The sequence below is a fragment of the Vibrio sp. 10N genome (assembly GCF_036245475.1).
Taxonomy (GTDB): domain Bacteria; phylum Pseudomonadota; class Gammaproteobacteria; order Enterobacterales; family Vibrionaceae; genus Vibrio.
The window spans coordinates 3176644-3197860 of record NZ_BTPM01000001.1; the positions used below are offsets into that span (position 1 = coordinate 3176644).

Sequence of the window (21217 nt, forward strand, 5' to 3'; positions counted from 1 at the left end):
AAGCAGCCCTCGGTTGACTAGTGTCACCGAGGGCTTTTACCTTAAGAGCCGAAAGCCTAGAAAGTTATTTTTTCTTTGCTTCGTTCAATGCTCTGATACGGCTTGATAGTGAGTAAAGGCGGATGAAGCCTTCCGCGTGGCTTTGGTCGTACACTTCATCTTCACCGAACGTTGCGAACTCTTCTGAGTACAGGCTGTTTACGCTGCGTTTCTGAGTCACAATCGCCTGACCTTTGTATAGCTTAACTACAACTTCACCGTTTACGTCTTGTGCCAGCTCTTCCGACGCTGCCAAGATAGACTTACAAAGAGGTGTGAACCAACGACCGTCATAGACAAGGTGTGAGGCTTTCACGCCTAGCTCTTCACGGAACTCAAACGATGTTTTGTCCAGCACTAGCTGCTCAACCGCACGCAGTGCTTCCATCATGATGGTGCCCCCTGGAGTTTCGTAGCAGCCACGAGACTTCATACCTACCAAACGGTTTTCAACGATGTCGATACGACCAACGCCGTGCTTCACGCCTTTCTCGTTTAGGTAAACCAGAGCGTTGTATGGCGTCATTTTCTCACCGTCAACGGCAACCACTTCGCCTTTTGCTACCTCTAGCGTCACGTATTCTGCTTGATCAGGTGCTTGCTCAGGATCCACTGTCCATGCCCAGCAATCATCGTTTGGCGCATTCCATGTATCTTCTAGAACGCCGCCCTCTGTAGAGATGTGCCATGCGTTTGCATCACGTGAATAGATCTTAGTTAGTGAAGCAGTACAAGGGATGTTGCGCTCCGCTAGGTAATCTAGACACTCTTCACGGCTAACGAGATCCCACTCACGCCAAGGCGCAATCACGGTTAGGTCTGGTGCTAGAGCTGCAAATGCCCCCTCAAAACGTACTTGGTCATTACCTTTACCTGTACAGCCGTGGCACAGTGCATCAGCACCGACTTTACGCGCCACTTCAACCTGAGCTTTAGCGATAATCGGACGCGCCATGGATGTACCTAATAGGTATTTACCTTCGTAGTACGCACCCGTTTTTAGCGTTGGGAAGATGTAGTCAGCGACCATTTCTTCTTTCAGGTCAGCGATGTAGCACTCAGAGGCGCCAGATGCTTTCGCTTTTTCCTCGATGCCCACAAGCTCTTCTTCGCCCTGGCCAACATCAGCCACGAATGCGACAACTTCACAGTCGTAGTTCTCTTTTAGCCATGGAATGATCACTGACGTATCTAGACCGCCAGAGTAGGCAACAACAACTTTTTTTACGGATGGTTTACTCATGTCTCTCTCCTTGTCCGAGCCTGATTTTGGCGGTCAGCTTCTCGGGGTTACTTCACTTTAATTTCGTTAATCTTAGATTCGGTTTACTTTCTGATAATTCAGTTTGGGACGAACTGTGTGCCGATACTCTTACCTGCAAACAATTCGACTAATTTTTCTGGGTATCGCCATGTCGCCACTTCAATTGGACGACCTAGGTCGTTGGCCGCTTCCAGTGCGGCTTGTACCTTAACAATCATGCCATCAGTAATCACTTTGCCTTCAATCAGCGCATCCGCTTCTTGCTTGGTCAAACTTGGTAGTAGATGACCTTTACCATCCAGCACACCACTTACATCAGATAGCAGCACTAATTCTGCATCCAATGCACCAGCCACTGCGACTGCCGCTTGGTCGGCATTAACATTCATCAGCTGACCTTGGCTATCTAAGCCAATTGAGCTAATGATTGGCAATGCGCCTGCTGCTAAAATCGCTTGCAGAACCGCAGGGTTACCCGGCTTAGCATCGCCTACCGCACCAAGCTCTGGGTCTAGTTCAGTCACTTCACAAAGCCCACCGTCAGCAAGACTCAAACCTACCGCATTAAGACCCGCTTTAATCGCATCGCCTTGTAGCAGCTTGTTTGCAGTACCCGCTAGCGCGCCCGCAATCAAAGGGATCTGATCATAAGGTGTCACGCGCAAACCTTGCTTCTTCACCGTTGGCAAATCGAGCTTCTTCATTAGGTCGTCTACGAGATAACCGCCACCGTGAACAATCACGATACTTCGCTGCGCTTGCTGACTGTAATCAGAGATAGCCTTAAATAGTTGTCCAAGTGTCTCTGAGCACGACAGTGCCGCGCCGCCTAACTTGATCACTAATGGTGTATTTTGCTGACTCATGCTGCTCTCCTCGACTAAACCAACGCGGTTAGCTGTGCAAACTGATTTTTGATGTTCAAACACTGCATCGCTTGACTCGATGCACCTTTTAGCAGGTTATCAATCGCCGACACGACGATGACGTGCTGGCCTTGAACTTTGTAACCGATATCGCAGAACGGCGTGTTCTCAACATCTTGAATTCTTGGGATAGTCTCCCCTTTGACGCGTACACCTGGTTTGCCTTCATAAGCCGTCGCAAATGCTGCAGCTACCTGCTCCTCAGTTACACCATCGTTAAGCTTCATAGTGATGGTCGCCAAGATGCCACGCTTAAAGTTGCCTAGGTGCGGAGTAAAAATCACATCACAACCTAAATGCGTTGCGATCTCTGGTTGGTGTCTGTGATTAAAGATGCCGTATGGCTGAAGGCTGACCTCGCAAAAGCTATTGGTCATCGACGCCTTACGTCCTGCGCCAGTGACGCCACTGGTTGCGTTGATAACTGGCCACATAGTGCTATCAACAAGACCTGCTTCAAGTAGCGGCTTAATCGCCAGTTGTGAAGCCGTTGGGTAGCAACCTGGTACCGCCACCAGCTGCGCCGTTTCAATCTCTTTCGCATTCCACTCAGCAAGACCATACACCGCTTTGTCCAACCAGTTTTCATGCTGATGCTCAAAGCCATAGAAGGTGGTATAGAAGTCATCGGCTTTCACGCGATAAGCGCCTGACAGGTCAAACACTTGGCAACCTTGTGCTAAAAACACAGGTGCTAGGTCATGGCTCACTTCGTGTGCTGTCGCCAAAAATACGATGTCACACTCGCTTGCCGCTTTTTGCACATCCACCAGCGGCTGCACGGGCATTTCAACTAGGCCTGCCAACTTACCGTGCAGTTGAGAAATCGGTTTACCCGCATCAACACTATTGGCGGATACGTACAAACCTGATAGCGTGAGCTCTGGGTGTTTGGTGACCATCAGAGCCAACTCTGCTCCTGTGTATCCTGATGCGCCAATAATGGTGGTTTTTAGCATGACTCTGATTCCGTATTTAAGTCGATTTAACGTTGTTAGTGAAGCTTGCAATTAATGATTATAAATATAAAAAAAACGCCATTAATTGATTTTTTATTCATTAATTATGATTTAATATGTGTTTTACCGTCTTAAGATTAATCTGTCAACAGTAGAAGCGAAGATAATATGCAATTACCTAGTTTTTTAGAGGTCTACAAAGGCCTGATCAGCACACCTTCGATTAGCTCCACCGATCCTAGCTGGGACCATGGCAACGAAAAAGTTATCGAAAAGCTGGCGACATGGATGAAAGACCTAGGTTTTGAGGTTGAAGTCATCGAGGTTGAACCGAACAAGTTCAATATGATTGCCAAAAAGGGACAAGGCGAAGGCGGTCTACTATTGGCAGGCCACAGTGATACTGTACCATTTGATGAAGGTCGTTGGAGTTTCAACCCGCACGATCTGACCGAAGCCAACAACCGCTTCTACGGTTTGGGCACCGCAGATATGAAAGGCTTCTTCGCGTTTATCTACGAAGCCGTCAAGAAAATCGACTGGAGCAAACAAACCAAGCCACTTTATGTTCTAGCAACCTGTGATGAAGAAACCACTATGCTGGGCGCAAGACACTTTACCGACAATGCGCCGTTCAAACCGGATTACTGCATTATCGGCGAACCCACCAGCCTAGTGCCTATTCGCGGCCATAAAGGGCATGTGGCTAATGCAATACGAGTGACAGGCAAGTCTGGTCACTCTTCCGATCCTGCTTTAGGCGTTAATGCCATCGAAATCATGCACGAAGTGATGTACGCGATGATGAAGCTGCGCGACAAGCTGGTGAAAGAGTACCACCACCCTGGCTTTGCTATCCCTAGCCCTACCCTCAACCTTGGTCATATTCATGGCGGCGACAGCGCTAACCGCATTTGTGGCTGCTGTGAACTGCATTACGATGTCAGACCGCTGCCAGGTATCAGCTTAGATGGCTTGGATAACCTACTCCGTGATGCACTAAAAGAAGTGGAAGCAAAATGGCCGGGACGATTAACGATTACCGCTTTGCATGAGCCGATTCCCGGTTACGAGTGCGACCACAAGCACCCATTTGTTGGTGGAATGGAAACATTGTGTGAAATGCCATCAGAAACGGTCAACTATTGTACCGAAGCACCGTTTTTGCAACAACTCTGCCCTACCTTGGTGCTAGGCCCAGGCTCTATAGACCAAGCTCACCAGCCAGATGAATTCTTAAGCTTTGATTTCATTGATCCGACCATCAATATCTTGGCCAAGGCAATGCGACAATATTGCTTCGAGTGATCGATATTCTGTAATAAATTTTCAACAATTCAAGCTTTTAACTCAGCCCAGTGTGCGTTTATCCTGCCAGCACGATAAATGCAAACTTGGTTTACTTTATTTGACTCGCACTAACATTTTTCGCTAGATTGTGAGGCTGATAAGGAATAACGGATGTAGTTAAATTACAAGGCAGGACGACTATGAACGAAAAATATGCCCCATTGAAGAGCAATGTTAGGATGCTAGGGCACCTGTTGGGGAACACCATCAAGGAAGCGCATGGAGACGAGATCCTAGAGAAAGTGGAGAAGATCCGACAGCTTTCTAAATCCGTGGTACGCGCAGGCAATGAAGCCGATCGTGATATTCTCATTGAAGAGATTAAGAGCCTGCCAAATGAGCAACTCACCCCTGTTGCTCGCGCATTTAACCAGTTCCTAAACCTCACTAACATCGCCGATCAATACCATACGATATCACGCAGCTGCGAAGCCGATGTGTGTGAACCAGACCCAATCTACTCGCTTTTCTCTAAGCTTAGCCAACAAGATGTCAGCAAGTTTGACACCGTTCAGGCTGTACGTGACCTCAACATCGAGCTCGTACTGACCGCGCACCCGACAGAAATCACTCGCCGCACCATGATCAACAAGCTGGTCAAAATCAACGAGTGCCTCTCTAAGCTAGAACTTAATGAGCTGTCAGATAAAGAGCGTAAGAAAACCGAACGTCGTCTAGAGCAGCTCATCGCACAAAGCTGGCACTCAGATGTGATTCGTCAGCAGCGTCCAACGCCACTTGATGAAGCGAAATGGGGCTTTGCCGTAGTCGAGAACTCATTATGGGATGCGGTTCCTGAGTTCTTGCGTGAATTTGATGAGCGCCTAAAAGGCTACCTAGACGAAGGTCTGCCTATTGATGCTCGCCCAGTGCACTTCTCATCTTGGATGGGCGGTGACCGCGACGGTAACCCGTTTGTGACGCATAAAATCACTCGTGAAGTGATGCTACTGTCACGCTGGAAAGCGGCTGAGCTTTACCTAAAAGATTTCCAAGAGCTGATCACTGAGCTCTCCATGGTTAAGTGCAACGACCAAGTTCGCGAACTAGCGGGCGATGCACACGAACCATACCGCGCTATCCTAAAACCGGTTCGCAAGCTTCTCGTGAACACCATGGAAGTACTGGAAGCGCAAATTAATCATCAAGATGTGCCGAACAAGCCAATCCTTGAAGACATCTCCCAGCTTTGGGAGCCGCTCATGGCTTGCTACAAGTCACTTCGCGAAAGTGGCATGGCCATCATCGCCGACGGTTCACTGCTCGATACCCTTCGCCGCGTGAAGGCGTTCGGTGTTCACCTAGTACGTCTCGATATCCGTCAAGAAAGTACCCGTCACTCAGATGTCATCTCTGAGCTAACGCGCCACCTAGGTCTGGGCGACTACGACCAGTGGAGCGAACAAGACAAGGTTTCTTTCCTAATTAACGAGCTAAGCTCGAAGCGCCCATTGCTACCACGCGACTGGGAGCCTTCAGAGCCAGTGCAAGAAGTGCTCGATACTTGCCGAGTGATTGCATCGCAATCTCGTGAAGCATTTGGTGCGTATGTTATCTCAATGGCGCGTACCGCCTCTGATGTTTTGGCTGTGCACCTTATCCTTCAAGAGTGTGGCTGCAAGTTCCGTATGGACGTCTGCCCACTGTTTGAAACTCTCGATGACCTGAACAACTCAGAAGCGGTCATGAAGCAGCTATTTGATATCGACTGGTATCGTGGCTACATCCAAAACCACCAAATGGTGATGATTGGCTATTCTGACTCAGCAAAAGACGCTGGTGTGATGGCGGCTGGCTGGGCTCAGTACAGCGCAATGGAAAAACTGGTCGCTGTCGGCGAAGAAGCGGGTATCGACATCACCCTATTCCACGGCCGTGGCGGTACGATTGGTCGTGGTGGTGCACCAGCACACGCGGCACTGCTTTCTCAGCCACCTAAGAGTCTTAAAGGCGGCCTACGTGTGACAGAGCAAGGCGAAATGATCCGCTTTAAGCTCGGTCTACCAGAAATTGCGGTTAACAGTTTCAATCTGTACGCAAGTGCGATTCTGGAGGCGAACCTAATGCCGCCACCAGAGCCGAAGCAAGATTGGCGTGACCTTATGGAAGTACTATCTCAAGTCTCTTGCGATGCTTACCGTAAAGTGGTTCGTGGCGAACCGGACTTTGTCCCTTACTTCCGCCAAGCAACGCCAGAACTCGAGTTAGGCAAATTGCCGCTAGGTTCTCGCCCAGCGAAACGTAACCCGAATGGCGGCGTAGAAAGCTTACGTGCGATCCCATGGATCTTCTCATGGAGTCAAAACCGCTTAGTACTGCCTGCATGGCTTGGTGCTGGTGAAGCAATTCAATACTCTATCGACAAAGGTCACCAAGCGCTGCTTGAAGAGATGTGCCGCGAATGGCCATTCTTCTCAACACGTCTGGGTATGCTAGAGATGGTTTACACCAAGTGTAATATGGAAATCTCTCGCTACTACGATACGCGTCTTGCGGATCCAGAGCTACTGCCTCTCGGTGACAAACTGCGTGGTCAATTGCAAAAAGACATCGTTGCGGTACTGAACGTAGAAAACCACAACCACTTGATGCAAAGCGACCCTTGGGGACAAGAGTCGATTCGTCTGCGTAACATCTATGTTGAGCCACTCAACATGCTGCAAGCAGAGCTTCTGTATCGCACTCGCCAAAGTGAAGAGACCGAATCTGAGCTAGAAGAAGCACTCATGGTGACGATTGCAGGTATTGCTGCAGGCATGCGCAACACCGGCTAAACAGAACTTTATTCTACATTAGAGACAAAAGGTCGCATATTGCGGCCTTTTATTTTTACTGGCATACTTACTGAGAGTTTTATCAGTTTTTTGAAGTGGTATCGCATTCTATTCCACTTTTTGCTTATATAATTCAGATATAATTACATTCCGCTGTTCGATAAAAACAAAAATACGACGTCGACAGCGTAGGTCACATGTTCATGTGGCCATCTAGGTGACAAAGGCTTTAAACACGGTTATTGGTGCCCGCTTTGGCGAGGTGCACTGTTCTTTGCGCGAGTTTCCTGGAATCAACCAAGATTCCAAGGCGCTTGCATGGTGTAATCGTTCATCCACAAACGCACTTAAAAGAACAACATAACTATTACTAAGATTTTGACCATTTGGATTTAAGACATGTCACTACCACACGTTATCCTTACTGTCCTAAGCACTCGTGACGCAACAGGCTACGACATCACTAAGGAATTTTCTGCTAGCATCGGTTACTTCTGGAAAGCAAGCCACCAACAGGTGTACCGCGAACTCAACAAGATGGCGGACAAAGCCCTAGTTACTTGTAAACTTGAGCCGCAAGAAGGCAAACCGGATCGTAAAGTTTACTCAATCACTGACGCAGGCCGTGGCGCACTTGGCGAGTGGTTCGAGCAACCAACCGTACACCCAACCGTTCGTGATGAGTTTTCAGCGAAACTGGCAGCCTGTGCCGTTCAGCCTTCTGCTGCGTTCCGCATCCAACTCGAAGAGCTTATCGAAGAGTCGAAGAAGCTGGTTGCGCACTACCGTGAAATTGAAGCGGCCTACTACGCAACACCAAGCACGCTTGAGAAACACGCACGCCTAGAGCGTCTGACGCTTCGTCGTAACCTGCTTGCGCGTCAAGCTTGGTTGGAGTGGGCGGAAGAGGCGCTCGCTGAGCTGGAAGCGTTAGCGTAAGATTATTGGTCCTTGGTCCTTGGAAATATGAGATAGAAAAACGCCAGTCACTCAATATGACTGGCGTTTTTTATTGGTGTTTTTAGAGGGTTACGCTTCTGGGCGGACACCTAGGGTGTGGCACAGTGCGTAGGTCATTTCTGCGCGGTTTAGGGTGTAGAAGTGGAAGTCCTTCACACCTTCACGGCTCAGTACGCGAACCATGTCGATGGCTTGGCTAGCGCCGACCAACTGACGAGTCATTAGGTCATCATCGAGACCTTCAAACTGCTTTTGCATCCAACCCGGCACTTTGACCTTGTTCATTGCGGCAAAACGCGACGCTTGCTTAAAGTTAGTCACAGGCAGAATACCCGGAACAATCTCCACATCAATACCTGCCGCCACACAACGGTCACGAAAACGCAGGTAACTTTCAACATCAAAGAAGAACTGAGTAATTGCACGGTTAGCACCGGCATCGACTTTGCGTTTTAGGTTAAGAAGATCCGCCTGAGCACTTTTCGCTTCTGGGTGAACTTCTGGGAATGCAGCCACTGAGATATCAAAATCATGGCGAGATTTTAGTAGCTCCACCAAATCAGAGGCATACATTTCTGGCTGACCACCACCTTCTGGAATATCACCACGCAGCGCGACGATGTTCTTGATACCGTTCGCCCAGTAATCTTCGGCGATATCGACTAGCTCATCACGAGATGCATCAATACACGTTAGGTGCGGCGCTGCCACAAGACCAGTCTCTGATTTGATTTCTTTGATGATAGAGTGGGTGCGATCACGCTCACCAGAGTTAGCACCGTAAGTCACAGAAACAAACTTAGGTTTAAGTGTTTTTAGGCGGTGAACCGATTTCCACAGCGTCTCTTCCATTGTCGGCGTGCTCGGCGGAAAGAACTCGAATGAAACATTAATATTGTCCGACAGTTCAGCAATATTCTGGTTCAAAGCATCAATGTGGCCTGCGTGTGTGTATCCCATGGTTCTCTCCCTAAGCACCAAGATTGGTTATCCTATCCAATCTCAGATTAAAACCTGTCTGTCTTCAATGATGATGTTGTCGTTCTTTTGACGTTTAGACGTCTATATGTCTACAGAATGAAATGAATGGGTTTTAAAGTCAATAGAGGGACTATGAATTTTTTTCATGTGGTGAGTTAGGGAAATTGAAGATGGGGTTAGTGCCTTAAAATGACTACTAACAATAGCTACAGACCACTACTCATATAGAGAAACCGTCATCTCCTTGAAAAAGGAGATCTCATGCCGAGTGTGACGCTGTCGAATAGAGAAGCAATACTGTGCTTTCAGGTACTGCCTAATTCAGATTAGTCACGCGCTTGGTGAGATCTTCCCTTTCGTGAAGATGACGGTTTTCTTGGTCGGTTTTCTTGGTCCGTATTCTATGAATCTAGAAATCAAAAAAAGCTAGACATCAAATTCAAATCCGACTGAATCGCCCCAGCCGTCACTTCACGACCCGCACCTGGACCACGAATCACCAACGGATTATCCTTATACCACTTACTCTCAATCGCGAAGATATTGTCACAAGGCAGAAGATTCGCCAGCGCATGCTCTTTCGATAGCGCTTCAATCCCTACTCGCGCTTTACCCTGTCTATCAAGGCGAGCAACGTAGCGCAGCACTTTCTCTTCACGCTGAGCCTTTTCTAGGCGTTCTTGCAAGATTTCGCTCAGCAGAGTGGCTTTCTCAAAGAAGTCTTCGAGTGACAACTCAGCAAGCTCTTCAGGAACCAAAGACTCCACTTCAACCGCGTCAGGTTCGATATCCAATCCAGACTCGCGCGCCAAGATAACCAGCTTACGCATCACGTCCGAACCATCTAAGTCCGAGCGTGGATCTGGCTCGGTTAAGCCCTGCTGCCATGCGAGGTCTACAAGCTCTGCAAAAGGCACAGAGCCGTCAAACTGCTGGAACAACCAAGACAAAGTGCCAGAGAAGATACCTGATAGCGCTACGATGTCATCTCCGCTTTCACGCAGATCGCGAACGGTATGGTTTATCGGTAACCCTGCGCCCACAGTGGCGTTATACAACCAGTGGCGACCTGTTTTTGAGAACGCATCTTGTACCGCGTGGTAATCATTGCTTGGCGCTGAGCCGGCGACTTTGTTTGCTGAGATAAGGTGCAAACCATGCTCTGCAATACTCACATATCTTTCGGCTAGAGCCGCGCTCGCAGTGACGTCTAGCACCACACCTTCATCATAACCTTGAAGTCCAGCTAAGCGCTGCAGCCAGATGTCACCTTGGTATTCAGTGGCTTCATCTTCGTAGCGTGCAAGTACCTGCTGCTCGTCGATACCCTCTTCATCAAACCAATAGGTCTGACTGTCAATAACAGCGACCAAGTTAAAGCTCATGCCACGACGTTTCTCTAGCTCGCTTTTCTGCTCTTTGAACAGATCGAGCCAGCTTGAACCAATGTTACCTTTACCACACAGCGCCACCGCAACACGCTTTTGCGCCTGGAACAGCTGAGTGTGGACCGATTTTACTAGCGGCTGAATGTCTGATTTGCGCAGTACAGCGGCTAGACTCAATTGCGACTCAGCTTCTGAGAAAAACTCTACTGGCGCATGTTTTAGCTGCTGATAAAAACCAAAGCAATGGTTGGCGTTTTTCGTCACGCCCGCACCGACTGCCGCCAGCATGGAGTAACCTTCTTTGAGTTTAATCTCTGCTTCAATAGCCAAATCTTGCAGCTCAGTGAGCGCACCAGAGGCAATTTCTGCGGTGTAAGCGAGACGAAGACGAGATTGGTCTGCTTGCGCTTCAAACGCCAGCGGCGCCAATTGCGCACGCTTGAGGCCGTTCAGCACTTCGGTCTGTGCACGCTCAAAATCGTGACCAGCACCGAAAGCTAACTCAATAAGCAACACTTCATCCAGAGAGGTAATGATTTTCGCACCACGACCAGAAGCCAATACGCGTTCAATACGCGTTGAGCCCGACTCAGGTTGATAACTACAGCGAAGATTCAAATCCATAGCGCTTTGAGCCACAGGCTGCAGCGTACGACTGTGAAGTACAGGTGCCGCTAAGCGCGCTAATTCGCTCGCTTCATCCAATCGCAGCAAGGGTAATAGACAAGCGTCATTAACCACACGAGGGTCCGCGCTGTATACACCAGCAACATCACTCCAGATGGTGACACATGAGACTTCCGCCAATGCACCAATCACTGTCGCGGAATAATCCGAACCATTACGACCAAGCAACACGGTTTCACCGCATTCACTTTGCGCCATAAAGCCCGTGATCACGACTCGGTGATGCGCGTGCTGGGCAAGCACTTCTTTAATCAATGGGTACGACTTTGCTCGGTCGACCTCTGGCTGCGTACCAAACTCGGCGCGAAGAAACGCTCTCGCATCTTGAGCCACCGCTGGCAGATCACTTTGTCTAAGCAACGCCGCGAGTAGACGTGAAGACCACACCTCACCGTGTCCGAGAACAGAAGCGCGCTCCGCTTCTGTCAGTGGATAACTCAGCTCGCCCAGCGTACTAAACTCATCTTGTAATAGAGCGGTCAGCCCTTCGGCTTCCTCACCTGTGAGTAGTGATTCAACTAATTCAAGTTGAAACTGACGCAGAGCTTGCAGATGTTCATGGGCAATACGACCATCTTTATTGAGTGCATCAAGAAATTCGATCAGACGATTGGTGGTTTTGCCCGCAGCCGACACCACAATCAAGTCTTCCTCATTGGAGTAATCTTTAAGGATAGAGACCACTCGGCGATAGCATTCAGGGTCAGCCAAGCTACTGCCACCAAATTTATGCAGCTGCTTATTCTGGATGTTGCTGTGACTCATGCCGGCTTATCCTCCAAACGCAGTGGCTTTCTCAAACGCCTGAGCAAGGTCATCAATCAGATCTTGCGCGTCTTCCAGACCAACTGACAGACGAAGCAGCTGCTGAGAAACGCCCGCTTCCGCCAACGCCTCTTCACCCATGGCACGGTGTGTCATTGATGCAGGGTGGCAAATCAGACTTTCTACGCCGCCCAACGACTCTGCGAGAGAGAATAGCTCTAGCTCGCCAACAAAGTATTTAAGCTGCTCAAAACTGCCAGCGAACTCAAAGCTCAGCATTGAGCCGAAGCCTGACTGCTGCTTCTTAGCAATCTCATGGCCCGGATGCTCAGGTAAGCTCGGGTGATAAATCACTTTCACTAATGGTTGCGGCTTGAGAAAATCGAGGATCTGTTGCGAGCTTTCTTCATGAACACGCATACGAGCACCAAGGGTACGAATACCGCGCAGCGTCATATAGCTATCAAATGGCGTGCCCGTCGCACCAATACAGTTGCCCCACCAGCCTAGCTCTTCGGCGTGTTCTTCGGTTTTAGTGATCACCACACCGCCAATCACATCAGAGTGACCGTTGATATATTTAGTGGTTGAGTGAATAACAAAGTCCGCACCAAGCTCAAGAGGCTTTTGGTACACCGGTGTCAAAAAGGTATTGTCCACGGCCACCAGCGCGCCCACTTTTTTTGCTTTTTCGCACACAGCAGCGATATCCACCACACGCACTAACGGGTTTGATGGTGTTTCTAGCAAGATGAGTTTTGGCTTTTTCTCAAGCGCGGCATCAAAAGCTTGTTCATCACTTTGATCGACAAATTGAACCTTGAAGTCGCCTTTTTGTGCTCGCGTGTTAAATAAACGGTAAGTACCGCCATAACAATCGTGAGGGGCAATAATGGTGTCTTCAGGGCCTAAGAAAGCAGAGACCCAAAGGTTAAGCGCAGAAGTACCACAGTTGGTCACGACCGCACCTTTACCAGATTCCAGCTCATACAGAGCGGTTTCTAGTAAACCTCGGTTTGGGTTTCCTGAGCGGGTGTAATCGTAAGTCGGCACTTCCCCAAACGCAGGGAATCCGTAGTTAGTAGAAAGATAAATAGGTGGCACCACAGCGTGATGCTGGGTATCCGATTCGATACCAGTACGTACGGCTATTGTCGCTGGCTTCCGATTGCTCATAGAAACTTCCTTTCTCAGATCGCATGGCTAGTAGGTGTAACCACAGTGTCCACTTTTGTCGGTAATATGGGAACCGGCAAAAGCCACAAACGTTAAAGAATTAACATTGCATTAAAATAAATGTCCACATTCGTTGAACCACTTTACTTGCCAAAATGTGAGACGTCAACACTTCTAGACGTCTATATGTCTTTGCTTATGGCGGTAAATCCCGCTAAAATTGCAGCATTCTTATTACTACTATTTATGATTAACAGAGCGAAGGTGTGTAATGGCAGATTGGAATGGTGAATACATTAGCCCATATGCGGAGCACGGTAAGAAAAGCGAACAGGTAAAAAAAATCACAGTGTCTATCCCGCTGAAGGTGCTAAAGGTATTGACTGATGAGCGTACTCGCCGCCAAATCAATAACTTACGCCATGCAACCAACAGTGAGCTATTGTGCGAAGCTTTCCTGCACGCCTACACTGGCCAGCCGCTTCCAACCGACGAAGATTTGAGAAAAGACCGTCCAGATGACATCCCAACAGAAGCAAAAGAGCTAATGACGGCGATGGGGATTGAGTTTGAAGCGTTTGATGAAGAGTAACGCTTAAACGGAAGTAAAAAAGACGGTATTAATACCGTCTTTTTTTATTCGTCATCCTCACGAAAGTGAGGATCTTTGTCAGCGCATATGGTGCTCAACTTACGTGAGTCACTCGCTGCGAGAGATCCCCTTTTTCAAGGGGATGACGAAAGCGCACCGGGGTGACTGGTAACAGGGAGGATAGACGATATAGCGTCAATACTACGCAGTTGAGTAATTAAGCCATATAACTATCAGGCAACTCAATACGCGCCACACCCGATTCAACCGCTGCTTTCGCGACCGCTTTAGCTACGCGAGGTAGCAGACGTGGATCCATCGGTTTTGGAATGATGTAGTCTTTACCAAACGTCAGCGCTTCAACACCGGCAGCATCCAGTACGTCTTGTGGTACTGGCTCTTTCGCTAGCTCACGAATCGCTTCGACCGCAGCCAGTTTCATTTCATCATTAATCTCGCTTGCACGAACATCCAGTGCGCCACGGAAGATAAACGGGAAACACAGTACGTTGTTTACTTGGTTTGGATAGTCTGAACGACCGGTGCCCATGATTAGGTCATCACGAACTTGGTGAGCAAGCTCCGGTTTGATTTCTGGATCAGGGTTTGAACAAGCAAACACAATCGGCTTGTCCGCCATTAACGTCAACGCTTCTGGTGGCAGCAAATCTGGACCCGATACACCAAGGAATAAGTCGGCACCTTCAATCACATCTTCTAGCGTGCGTTTGTCGGTGTTATTAGCAAACAACTGTTTGTACTCGTTAAGATCGTCACGACGAGTGTGGATCACACCTTTGCGATCCAGCATGTAGATCTTTTCACGCATCGCGCCACATTTGATCAATAGCTCCATACATGCAATGGCAGCCGCTCCTGCACCTAAGCAGACGATCGTTGTTTCTTTTAGATCTTTACCTTGCAGCTCTATCGCATTAAGCATGCCCGCTGCGGTAACAATCGCGGTACCGTGTTGGTCATCGTGGAAAACCGGAACATCACAACGCTCGATAAGGCGGCGCTCAATTTCAAAGCAGTCTGGTGCTTTGATATCTTCGAGGTTGATACCACCAAACGTGTCAGAAATATTCGCCACAGTGTCCACAAACTCATCAATCGTGCGATGTTTCACTTCAATATCAATCGAATCTAGGCCTGCAAAACGTTTGAACAGCAGCGCTTTACCTTCCATTACCGGCTTAGAGGCCATTGGGCCTAAGTTACCTAAACCCAGAATGGCGGTACCGTTTGAGATCACCGCGACCATATTGCCTTTTGCGGTGTACTTATAGACATTCTCGGCGTTCTGCGCGATTTCGCGCACCGGTTCAGCCACACCCGGGCTGTATGCGAGTGCTAAATCAGCGGCAGAATTAGCGGGTTTAGTTAACGCTATTTCAATTTTTCCAGGGACGGGGTTGGCATGGTAATCAAGCGCTTGTTGGCGAAATTCGTCGATTTGATGATCATCGGACATGGTTAGCGATCCTGCTTTTTTTAGACTGAATGGTATTGTTTTTTTATGAGTATAAACCCGTTAATTTTTATTAGCTTTGCTTCTAAAGGGTTACATACACACAGAGTGGGTACATTTGAACGGAGAGGAGGTATCTCAGATGTTCAATACTCTGGCAAAATCATACTTTGCAAAAGTAATACTACGCGACTTCATCACGGTTTTGAATGGATGGACGAAATGAAAGCAGGAAAAAATCGGAAGTGAGTGCCAAAGTCATAAGAGTGAGATTGACACACAAAGTGGACACGACTGTCGCTCCAGAAACGCAAAAAGGACGCCGAAGCGTCCTTTTTTAATCTGCAAAAGTAATCATTACTTCTTGCTAGATAGAGCACCGAAACGCTTGTTAAAGCGATCAACACGGCCGCCAGTATCAACGATACGCTGCTTACCAGTGTAGAATGGGTGGCACTTGTCACATACGTCTAGGTGGATAGAATCTTTACCTAGAGTAGAGTTGAATTCGAATGTGTTGCCGCAAGAGCAAGTTGCTGTTACAGCTTTGTATTCTGGGTGGATACCAGCTTTCATGGGAAACCTCAATAATTTAGGCCGTGTCGCCATCCGATTCTAAGCCGGACACCACACGTAGTTAATAAATAGTCGATACCATCGCTTCACACTTCCATAAGAGAGCAAGAAGCCATGCCATCAAGGCGCAGTATAGTAATGAATAGTGCCATGGGAATCAACTAAAATTGCGACTTTTTTCACCACCTTCGGTGACTCACTAGCGATAATTTAACGACCCAGTCTATACAAGGCAGCCCATACCGTTAGAATAGACGTCTTCTTTATCAATATCGACCTCATTATGCGCCCAAATGTCGCTCGCGTGGCCCTACCGGTACCACTCGACAAACAGTTTGACTACCTTGTTCCTGCCCATCTATTTCCGGTGGTTGGTGGACGTGTGTCTGTCCCGTTTGGGCCTAAAACCTTAGTGGGCATTGTCATGGCGTTCAGTCATGAGTCTGAGTTTCCCATCGACAAACTCAAACCAATAAAGGCTGCACTCGACAGCTCACCTGTCTGGCCAAAGCCTCTGTTTGAGTTAATCTCTTGGTGTAGCCTTTATTACCAACACCCATTGGGGGATACCTTAAGTAACGCACTTCCCGCTGCGCTTCGCAAAGGTAAACCAGCCGAATTTGCTGCGACCGTTGAATGGCACATCACGGAGTCGGGAAAAAACCAGCTTATCTCAGGATTTGGCCGCGCGGTCAAACAGGCCAAAGTCATGCATATGCTTGAAAATGGCCCATGCAGTCACCAAACCTTTGTTGATAATGAAGTCAGCACCACCGTACTTAAAACACTGACCGAAAAAGGCTGGATCAGCTCAATAGAAAAACAGACCCAGCCAACTTTATGGCCAGAGGCGATCTGTAACGATCCGGTTGATCTTCGTTTAAATGCCGAGCAAGCGGTCGCCATCGCCTCCGTCAACAGTCAAACTGAGTTTGGCTGCTATTTGCTGGAAGGGGTAACCGGCTCAGGTAAGACAGAGGTCTACCTGCAAATGATCAAGCCGGTACTCGAGCGCGGGCAACAAGCTTTGGTACTCGTCCCCGAGATTGGTCTGACGCCGCAAACCATCAACCGCTTTCGCAAACGCTTTAATGTCCCCATTGAGGTCATTCACTCAGGGCTGAACGACACCGAGCGTCTCAACGCTTGGCTGAGTGCTCGTGATAAAGTGGCAGGCATTGTTATCGGTACCCGATCGGCGCTGCTGACGCCGTTTGCTGATCTTGGCATCATTATTGTTGATGAAGAACACGACACCTCATACAAACAGCAAGATAGCCTGCGCTATCATGCGCGTGATGTGGCAGTGATGCGTGCCAACAAAGAGCAAATCCCGATTATTTTAGGCTCGGCAACACCTTGTATCGAAACGCTGCAAAACGCATTAGCCGGCAAGTATCATCATTTGATCCTCAGCCAGCGCGCGGGACTCGCCGTTCCGACCACCAATAAAGTGATAGATGTAAAAGGTCAGTTTCTCGAAGCCGGACTCTCGGCACCGCTTATCGCCGAACTGCGTCGCCATCTGGAAGCGGGTAATCAGGTGATGCTATTCCTCAACCGCCGCGGCTTTAGCCCTGCACTGATGTGCCATGAGTGTGGTTGGACCGCAGAGTGTCATCGCTGTGATGCGTACTACACCTATCACCAATCGAGTAACGAAATTCGCTGCCATCATTGTGGCTCACAGCGCCCTATCGTTCATCAGTGTGAAGGGTGTGGCTCACACCAGTTAGTGACTGTAGGCGTTGGTACCGAGCAGTTGGAAGCTCAGCTAGAAAGTCTATTTCCTGAATACAATACCATTCGCATTGACCGCGATAGCACCAGACGTAAAGGCAGCCTTGAGGCCGCGTTAGACGCCATCAAGAAAAACGAATATCAAATTCTAATCGGTACACAAATGCTGGCGAAAGGGCATCATTTTCCCAACGTCACTCTCGTCGCCCTATTGGATGTCGATGGTTCGCTGTACAGCAGTGACTTTAGAGCCTCTGAACGACTTGCTCAGCTATTTATTCAAGTTGCCGGACGTGCGGGTCGCGCCAGTAAACCTGGTGAAGTCCTGCTGCAAACACATCACCCAGAAGATCCGCTTCTGCAAAGCTTATTACACAAAGACTATCGACACTTTGCCGAAACGGTCATTGAGGAACGTAAGCTTGCTAAACTGCCACCGTTTAGCTTTTTGACCTTGGTACGCGCTGAAGCCAATAACAGCAACGAAGTGGAAAACTTTTTAAGACAAGTGCGCTATTCTTTGGAAGCTCACCCATTATTTGACAACGCATGCATGGTACTCGGCCCTACTCCAGCTCCAATCGCAAAACGCGCCGGAAAAGCGCGCTGGCAACTGATGCTGCAAGTACCCTCTAGGCCTCAAATGCAAAAGATCATCAGCGCAGCGAAGCCTGTCATTGCCCAGTTGCCGCTGGCAAAAAAAGTACGCTGGTCACTGGATATAGAGCCACAAGATCTTAGCTAGCCTCAAAATTTAGGGTTAGACACGTGGTGAAAAGGTTAATGACAAAACCATAAGCGCCTTTAGTTGTGATATGCTTCACAATTACATTGCAAATTCTGTTAATCAGGCCGTAACTTTCATTCGAGAAATGAATAATATTTAGTATTAGTTCATGATTGTAAAAATAGATATTACAAATCTATTTACTAGATAAATTAATCATTTAACACAAGAATAACCCAAAGGGACTGATAACAATAAATAATAGAACTTCCCGATAGGTTCAGACTTAAAAAGAGAGGACACACGTTTATGGCGACAATGAAGGATGTTGCCCAGCTTGCAGGCGTCTCAACGGCTACGGTATCGAGAGCTTTGATGAATCCGGAAAAAGTCTCATCTTCTACCCGTAAACGTGTGGAAGATGCTGTTTTGGAAGCTGGTTATTCGCCCAATTCACTCGCACGCAATCTTCGCAGAAATGAATCCAAAACCATAGTGACGATTGTTCCTGACATTTGCGACCCTTATTTTTCCGAGATCATTCGCGGCATTGAAGATGCAGCCATGGAGCATGGGTATCTTGTGCTACTCGGAGACAGCGGTCAGTCGAAAAAACGTGAAACCTCCTTTGTAAACCTTGTGTTTACCAAGCAAGCTGACGGCATGCTATTGCTCGGCACCAATCTTCCATTTGATATCAGTAAGCCAGAGCAAAAAAATCTGCCTCCGATTGTAATGGCATGTGAATTCGCGCCTGAGCTCGAACTGCCGACCGTGCATATTGATAACCTGACTTCAGCCTTTGAAGCGGTGAACTACCTTTCCAATCTAGGCCACAAACGAATTGCACAAATAGCCGGTCCAGACACCGCGTTTCTGTGTCGCTTTAGACAGCAGGGGTATCAGCAGGCACTGCGCCGCGCCGGATTACCAATGAACCCTGCCTACACCGTGAAAGGTGACTTTACGTTTGAAGCCGGTGCACGATTGGTTCGCACTCTCCTCGCCCTGCCAGAGCCGCCAACAGCCATCTTCTGTCACAATGACGTGATGGCCATTGGTGCAATGCAAGAGGCTAAGAAACTCGGCCTACGTGTCCCTCAAGACTTATCCGTTGTTGGCTTTGATGACATCCAATTCGCACAGTACTGCGATCCACCACTCACCACCGTGTCTCAACCGCGCTATGAGATCGGCCGCCAAGCCATGTATATGATGCTTGAAGTGCTCAAAGGCGCAGATGTTCGAGCTGGTTCGCGCTTATTGGATACCGAACTTGTGATCCGCGACAGTGCGGCTCCTCCAAGAATCCTTTAGTTGGCACGATACTGACTTGCAACTTGACCTTGCGGTATTTACCATGAGGTCAGTGAGTTATTTCAATCAGAACCAATCTAAGTGGCAAACCGAGACTATGTAAGACGGGGCAAAGGCACTGGCCGTCGCCCTGCAAAAAAGAAGACTTCCGGTAAGAAACCCTGGCGCAGTGGCTTGCTAGCGATTTTGCTCGCCAGTGGGTTTGGTTACGGGCTGTATACGCTAAGTAACGATCCGGAACCATCAAAGCCACAGCCGACGGTAACTAAACCAGCCCCAAAGCCGAAACCAAAGCCGGCGAAACCCATTCCACCACCACCTGAAGAAAAGTGGGACTACGTGGAAACCTTACCAAAGCGTGAGGTTGAGGTGAAAGCCAAAGAGCAAGTGGTTTCTAAGATCCCTTACATCATGCAGTGCGGCGCGTACAAAACGCTAGCACAGGCGGAAGCTCGTAAGTTGGACATTGCCTTCCAAGGGATCTCCAGCCAAATTCGCAAGAAAGAAAATAGTAGTTGGTTTAGAGTCGTACTCGGCCCATACAAGCTCAAGCGCGATGCTGAGCGCGATAAGCATAAGTTGCAGCGCGCTAAGATTGAACCTTGTGCAATTTGGAAGGAAACGCAGTAGCATCTCACCATTCCATGCCCTCACACGATTCCGTCATCTTCACACCCAATCCGTCATCTTCACGAAAGTGAAGATCTCCTGAAGCGCTTGACTCACTCAAATCAATCGAGTTTGCTAGGCGCTGTGGGAGATCTCCTTTTTCAAGGAGATGACGATATACTGTGATGATATTTTGTGGTTCTTGTAGAGGCTATTTTTCTCGCCCCCTAAGCCAAACTTTTCCCTAGGGCCTAGGACCATGTTTTCCCTAGAACCGCCCTTACCTCCCTTGAATTCCATTCCTCTCGTCCACATATCCATTTCATAACCAAATTAAAACCAATAAGAGGCAAACGTCGTGACTACTATTGTATCTGTACGTCGTAACAACAAAGTCGTGATCGCGGGTGATGGACAAGTATCCCTGGGCAACACCGTAATGAAAGGCAATGCCCGTAAGGTTCGTAGACTGTACAACAACCAAGTACTGGCTGGCTTTGCTGGCGGCACGGCCGATGCGTTTACTCTGTTTGAACGCTTCGAAAGCAAATTACAAATGCACCAAGGCCACCTAACCAAAGCGGCCGTCGAGCTTGCTAAAGATTGGCGTAGCGACCGTGCGCTTCGCAAGTTAGAGGCGTTGTTAGCAGTAGCGGATGAAACCGCTTCGCTTATTATCACAGGTAACGGTGACGTGGTTCAGCCTGAAAATGATTTGATTGCTATTGGCTCAGGTGGCAACTTTGCTCAAGCCGCTGCCACTGCACTGCTGGAAAATACCGAATTAGATGCACGCGAAATCGCAGAGAAAGCCCTTAAGATTGCTGGCGATATTTGTGTGTTCACTAACCATCACCACACTATTGAAGAACTAGAAAGCGACGCGTGATCCTCGCGCTCCAAAAACCAAATA

Annotated in this window: 16 protein-coding genes; 8 read left to right on the forward strand and 8 right to left on the reverse strand. The window is 48.5% G+C overall.

Annotation, left to right across the window (positions count from 1 at the left end):
• Nucleotides 1-64: 64 nt before the first annotated feature.
• From AAA946_RS14775 to argC, 3 genes are all read right to left on the reverse strand, one after another.
• Nucleotides 65-1282 (reverse strand): argininosuccinate synthase, encoded by a 1218-nt coding sequence (locus AAA946_RS14775; protein ID WP_042477170.1) that lies wholly within the window; start codon nucleotides 1280-1282, stop codon nucleotides 65-67.
• Nucleotides 1283-1380: 98 nt separating this feature from the next.
• On the reverse strand, nucleotides 1381-2169 hold the full coding sequence (argB, locus tag AAA946_RS14780) for an acetylglutamate kinase (protein ID WP_338165493.1): 789 nt from the start codon (nucleotides 2167-2169) through the stop codon (nucleotides 1381-1383).
• A gap of 14 nt (nucleotides 2170-2183) precedes the next feature.
• Nucleotides 2184-3188, reverse strand: a complete 1005-nt coding sequence (gene argC / locus AAA946_RS14785) for an N-acetyl-gamma-glutamyl-phosphate reductase (protein ID WP_338165494.1) — start codon at nucleotides 3186-3188, stop codon at nucleotides 2184-2186.
• A gap of 168 nt (nucleotides 3189-3356) precedes the next feature.
• On the opposite strand from argC, the gene argE reads away from it, so the two are divergent.
• The 3 genes from argE (at nucleotide 3357) to AAA946_RS14800 (ending at nucleotide 8251) form a co-directional block, all read left to right on the forward strand.
• Nucleotides 3357-4496: an acetylornithine deacetylase gene (gene argE, locus AAA946_RS14790; RefSeq protein WP_338165495.1), complete on the forward strand. Its 1140-nt coding sequence runs from the start codon at nucleotides 3357-3359 to the stop codon at nucleotides 4494-4496.
• A 182-nt stretch (nucleotides 4497-4678) separates the two neighbouring features.
• Nucleotides 4679-7312 (forward strand): phosphoenolpyruvate carboxylase, encoded by a 2634-nt coding sequence (ppc, locus tag AAA946_RS14795; protein WP_338165496.1) that lies wholly within the window; start codon nucleotides 4679-4681, stop codon nucleotides 7310-7312.
• A gap of 399 nt (nucleotides 7313-7711) precedes the next feature.
• On the forward strand, nucleotides 7712-8251 hold the full coding sequence (locus AAA946_RS14800) for a PadR family transcriptional regulator (protein WP_338165497.1): 540 nt from the start codon (nucleotides 7712-7714) through the stop codon (nucleotides 8249-8251).
• 90 nt (nucleotides 8252-8341) lie between these two features.
• On the opposite strand, the gene metF is transcribed toward AAA946_RS14800, so the two are convergent.
• The 3 genes from metF to AAA946_RS14815 form a co-directional block, all read right to left on the reverse strand.
• Complete coding sequence (gene metF, locus AAA946_RS14805; protein WP_338165498.1) at nucleotides 8342-9232, reverse strand: methylenetetrahydrofolate reductase; 891 nt, start codon at nucleotides 9230-9232, stop codon at nucleotides 8342-8344.
• A 437-nt stretch (nucleotides 9233-9669) separates the two neighbouring features.
• A complete protein-coding gene (locus AAA946_RS14810; RefSeq protein WP_338165499.1) occupies nucleotides 9670-12093 on the reverse strand; it encodes a bifunctional aspartate kinase/homoserine dehydrogenase II in 2424 nt (807 codons plus the stop codon).
• Nucleotides 12094-12099: 6 nt separating this feature from the next.
• Nucleotides 12100-13269 carry an O-succinylhomoserine (thiol)-lyase gene (locus AAA946_RS14815; RefSeq protein WP_338165500.1) on the reverse strand — a complete coding sequence of 390 codons (1170 nt, stop codon included), beginning with the start codon at nucleotides 13267-13269 and terminating at the stop codon, nucleotides 12100-12102.
• A 271-nt stretch (nucleotides 13270-13540) separates the two neighbouring features.
• On the opposite strand from AAA946_RS14815, the gene metJ reads away from it, so the two are divergent.
• A complete protein-coding gene (gene metJ / locus AAA946_RS14820; RefSeq protein WP_006071165.1) occupies nucleotides 13541-13861 on the forward strand; it encodes a met regulon transcriptional regulator MetJ in 321 nt (106 codons plus the stop codon).
• Between the two features lie 217 nt (nucleotides 13862-14078).
• Here metJ and AAA946_RS14825 read toward each other — a convergent pair whose 3' ends face one another.
• Nucleotides 14079-15338 (reverse strand): malic enzyme-like NAD(P)-binding protein, encoded by a 1260-nt coding sequence (locus AAA946_RS14825; RefSeq protein ID WP_338165501.1) that lies wholly within the window; start codon nucleotides 15336-15338, stop codon nucleotides 14079-14081.
• 354 nt (nucleotides 15339-15692) lie between these two features.
• Nucleotides 15693-15911 carry a 50S ribosomal protein L31 gene (gene rpmE / locus AAA946_RS14830; protein ID WP_006071169.1) on the reverse strand — a complete coding sequence of 73 codons (219 nt, stop codon included), beginning with the start codon at nucleotides 15909-15911 and terminating at the stop codon, nucleotides 15693-15695.
• A gap of 283 nt (nucleotides 15912-16194) precedes the next feature.
• Between rpmE and priA the strand changes: the two genes are divergently transcribed.
• The 4 genes from priA to hslV all read left to right on the forward strand — a co-directional run bounded on the left by priA (nucleotide 16195) and on the right by hslV (nucleotide 21193).
• Entirely contained in the window at nucleotides 16195-18396 is a 2202-nt protein-coding gene (gene priA / locus AAA946_RS14835) for a primosomal protein N' (protein WP_338165502.1), read from the forward strand.
• Nucleotides 18397-18639: 243 nt separating this feature from the next.
• Entirely contained in the window at nucleotides 18640-19695 is a 1056-nt protein-coding gene (cytR, locus tag AAA946_RS14840; RefSeq protein ID WP_338165849.1) for a DNA-binding transcriptional regulator CytR, read from the forward strand.
• A gap of 81 nt (nucleotides 19696-19776) precedes the next feature.
• Complete coding sequence (locus AAA946_RS14845; RefSeq protein ID WP_338165503.1) at nucleotides 19777-20325, forward strand: SPOR domain-containing protein; 549 nt, start codon at nucleotides 19777-19779, stop codon at nucleotides 20323-20325.
• Between the two features lie 337 nt (nucleotides 20326-20662).
• Nucleotides 20663-21193, forward strand: a complete 531-nt coding sequence (gene hslV / locus AAA946_RS14850; RefSeq protein ID WP_112461351.1) for an ATP-dependent protease subunit HslV — start codon at nucleotides 20663-20665, stop codon at nucleotides 21191-21193.
• The last annotated feature ends 24 nt before the right edge of the window (nucleotides 21194-21217 follow it).

Excerpts from the sequence above, each read along its gene's own strand:
- AAA946_RS14775 (WP_042477170.1), bottom strand. The coding sequence starts at position 1,282 with ATGAGTAAACCATCCGTAAAAAAAGTTGTTGTTGCCTACTCTGGCGGT.
- argC (WP_338165494.1), bottom strand. The coding sequence starts at position 3,188 with ATGCTAAAAACCACCATTATTGGCGCATCAGGATACACAGGAGCAGAG.
- metJ (WP_006071165.1), top strand. The coding sequence starts at position 13,541 with ATGGCAGATTGGAATGGTGAATACATTAGCCCATATGCGGAGCACGGT.
- priA (WP_338165502.1), top strand. The coding sequence starts at position 16,195 with ATGCGCCCAAATGTCGCTCGCGTGGCCCTACCGGTACCACTCGACAAA.
- argE (WP_338165495.1), top strand. The coding sequence starts at position 3,357 with ATGCAATTACCTAGTTTTTTAGAGGTCTACAAAGGCCTGATCAGCACA.
- argB (WP_338165493.1), bottom strand. The coding sequence starts at position 2,169 with ATGAGTCAGCAAAATACACCATTAGTGATCAAGTTAGGCGGCGCGGCA.
- AAA946_RS14815 (WP_338165500.1), bottom strand. The coding sequence starts at position 13,269 with ATGAGCAATCGGAAGCCAGCGACAATAGCCGTACGTACTGGTATCGAA.
- metF (WP_338165498.1), bottom strand. The coding sequence starts at position 9,232 with ATGGGATACACACACGCAGGCCACATTGATGCTTTGAACCAGAATATT.
- AAA946_RS14825 (WP_338165501.1), bottom strand. The coding sequence starts at position 15,338 with ATGTCCGATGATCATCAAATCGACGAATTTCGCCAACAAGCGCTTGAT.
- AAA946_RS14800 (WP_338165497.1), top strand. The coding sequence starts at position 7,712 with ATGTCACTACCACACGTTATCCTTACTGTCCTAAGCACTCGTGACGCA.
- ppc (WP_338165496.1), top strand. The coding sequence starts at position 4,679 with ATGAACGAAAAATATGCCCCATTGAAGAGCAATGTTAGGATGCTAGGG.
- AAA946_RS14810 (WP_338165499.1), bottom strand. The coding sequence starts at position 12,093 with ATGAGTCACAGCAACATCCAGAATAAGCAGCTGCATAAATTTGGTGGC.
- rpmE (WP_006071169.1), bottom strand. The coding sequence starts at position 15,911 with ATGAAAGCTGGTATCCACCCAGAATACAAAGCTGTAACAGCAACTTGC.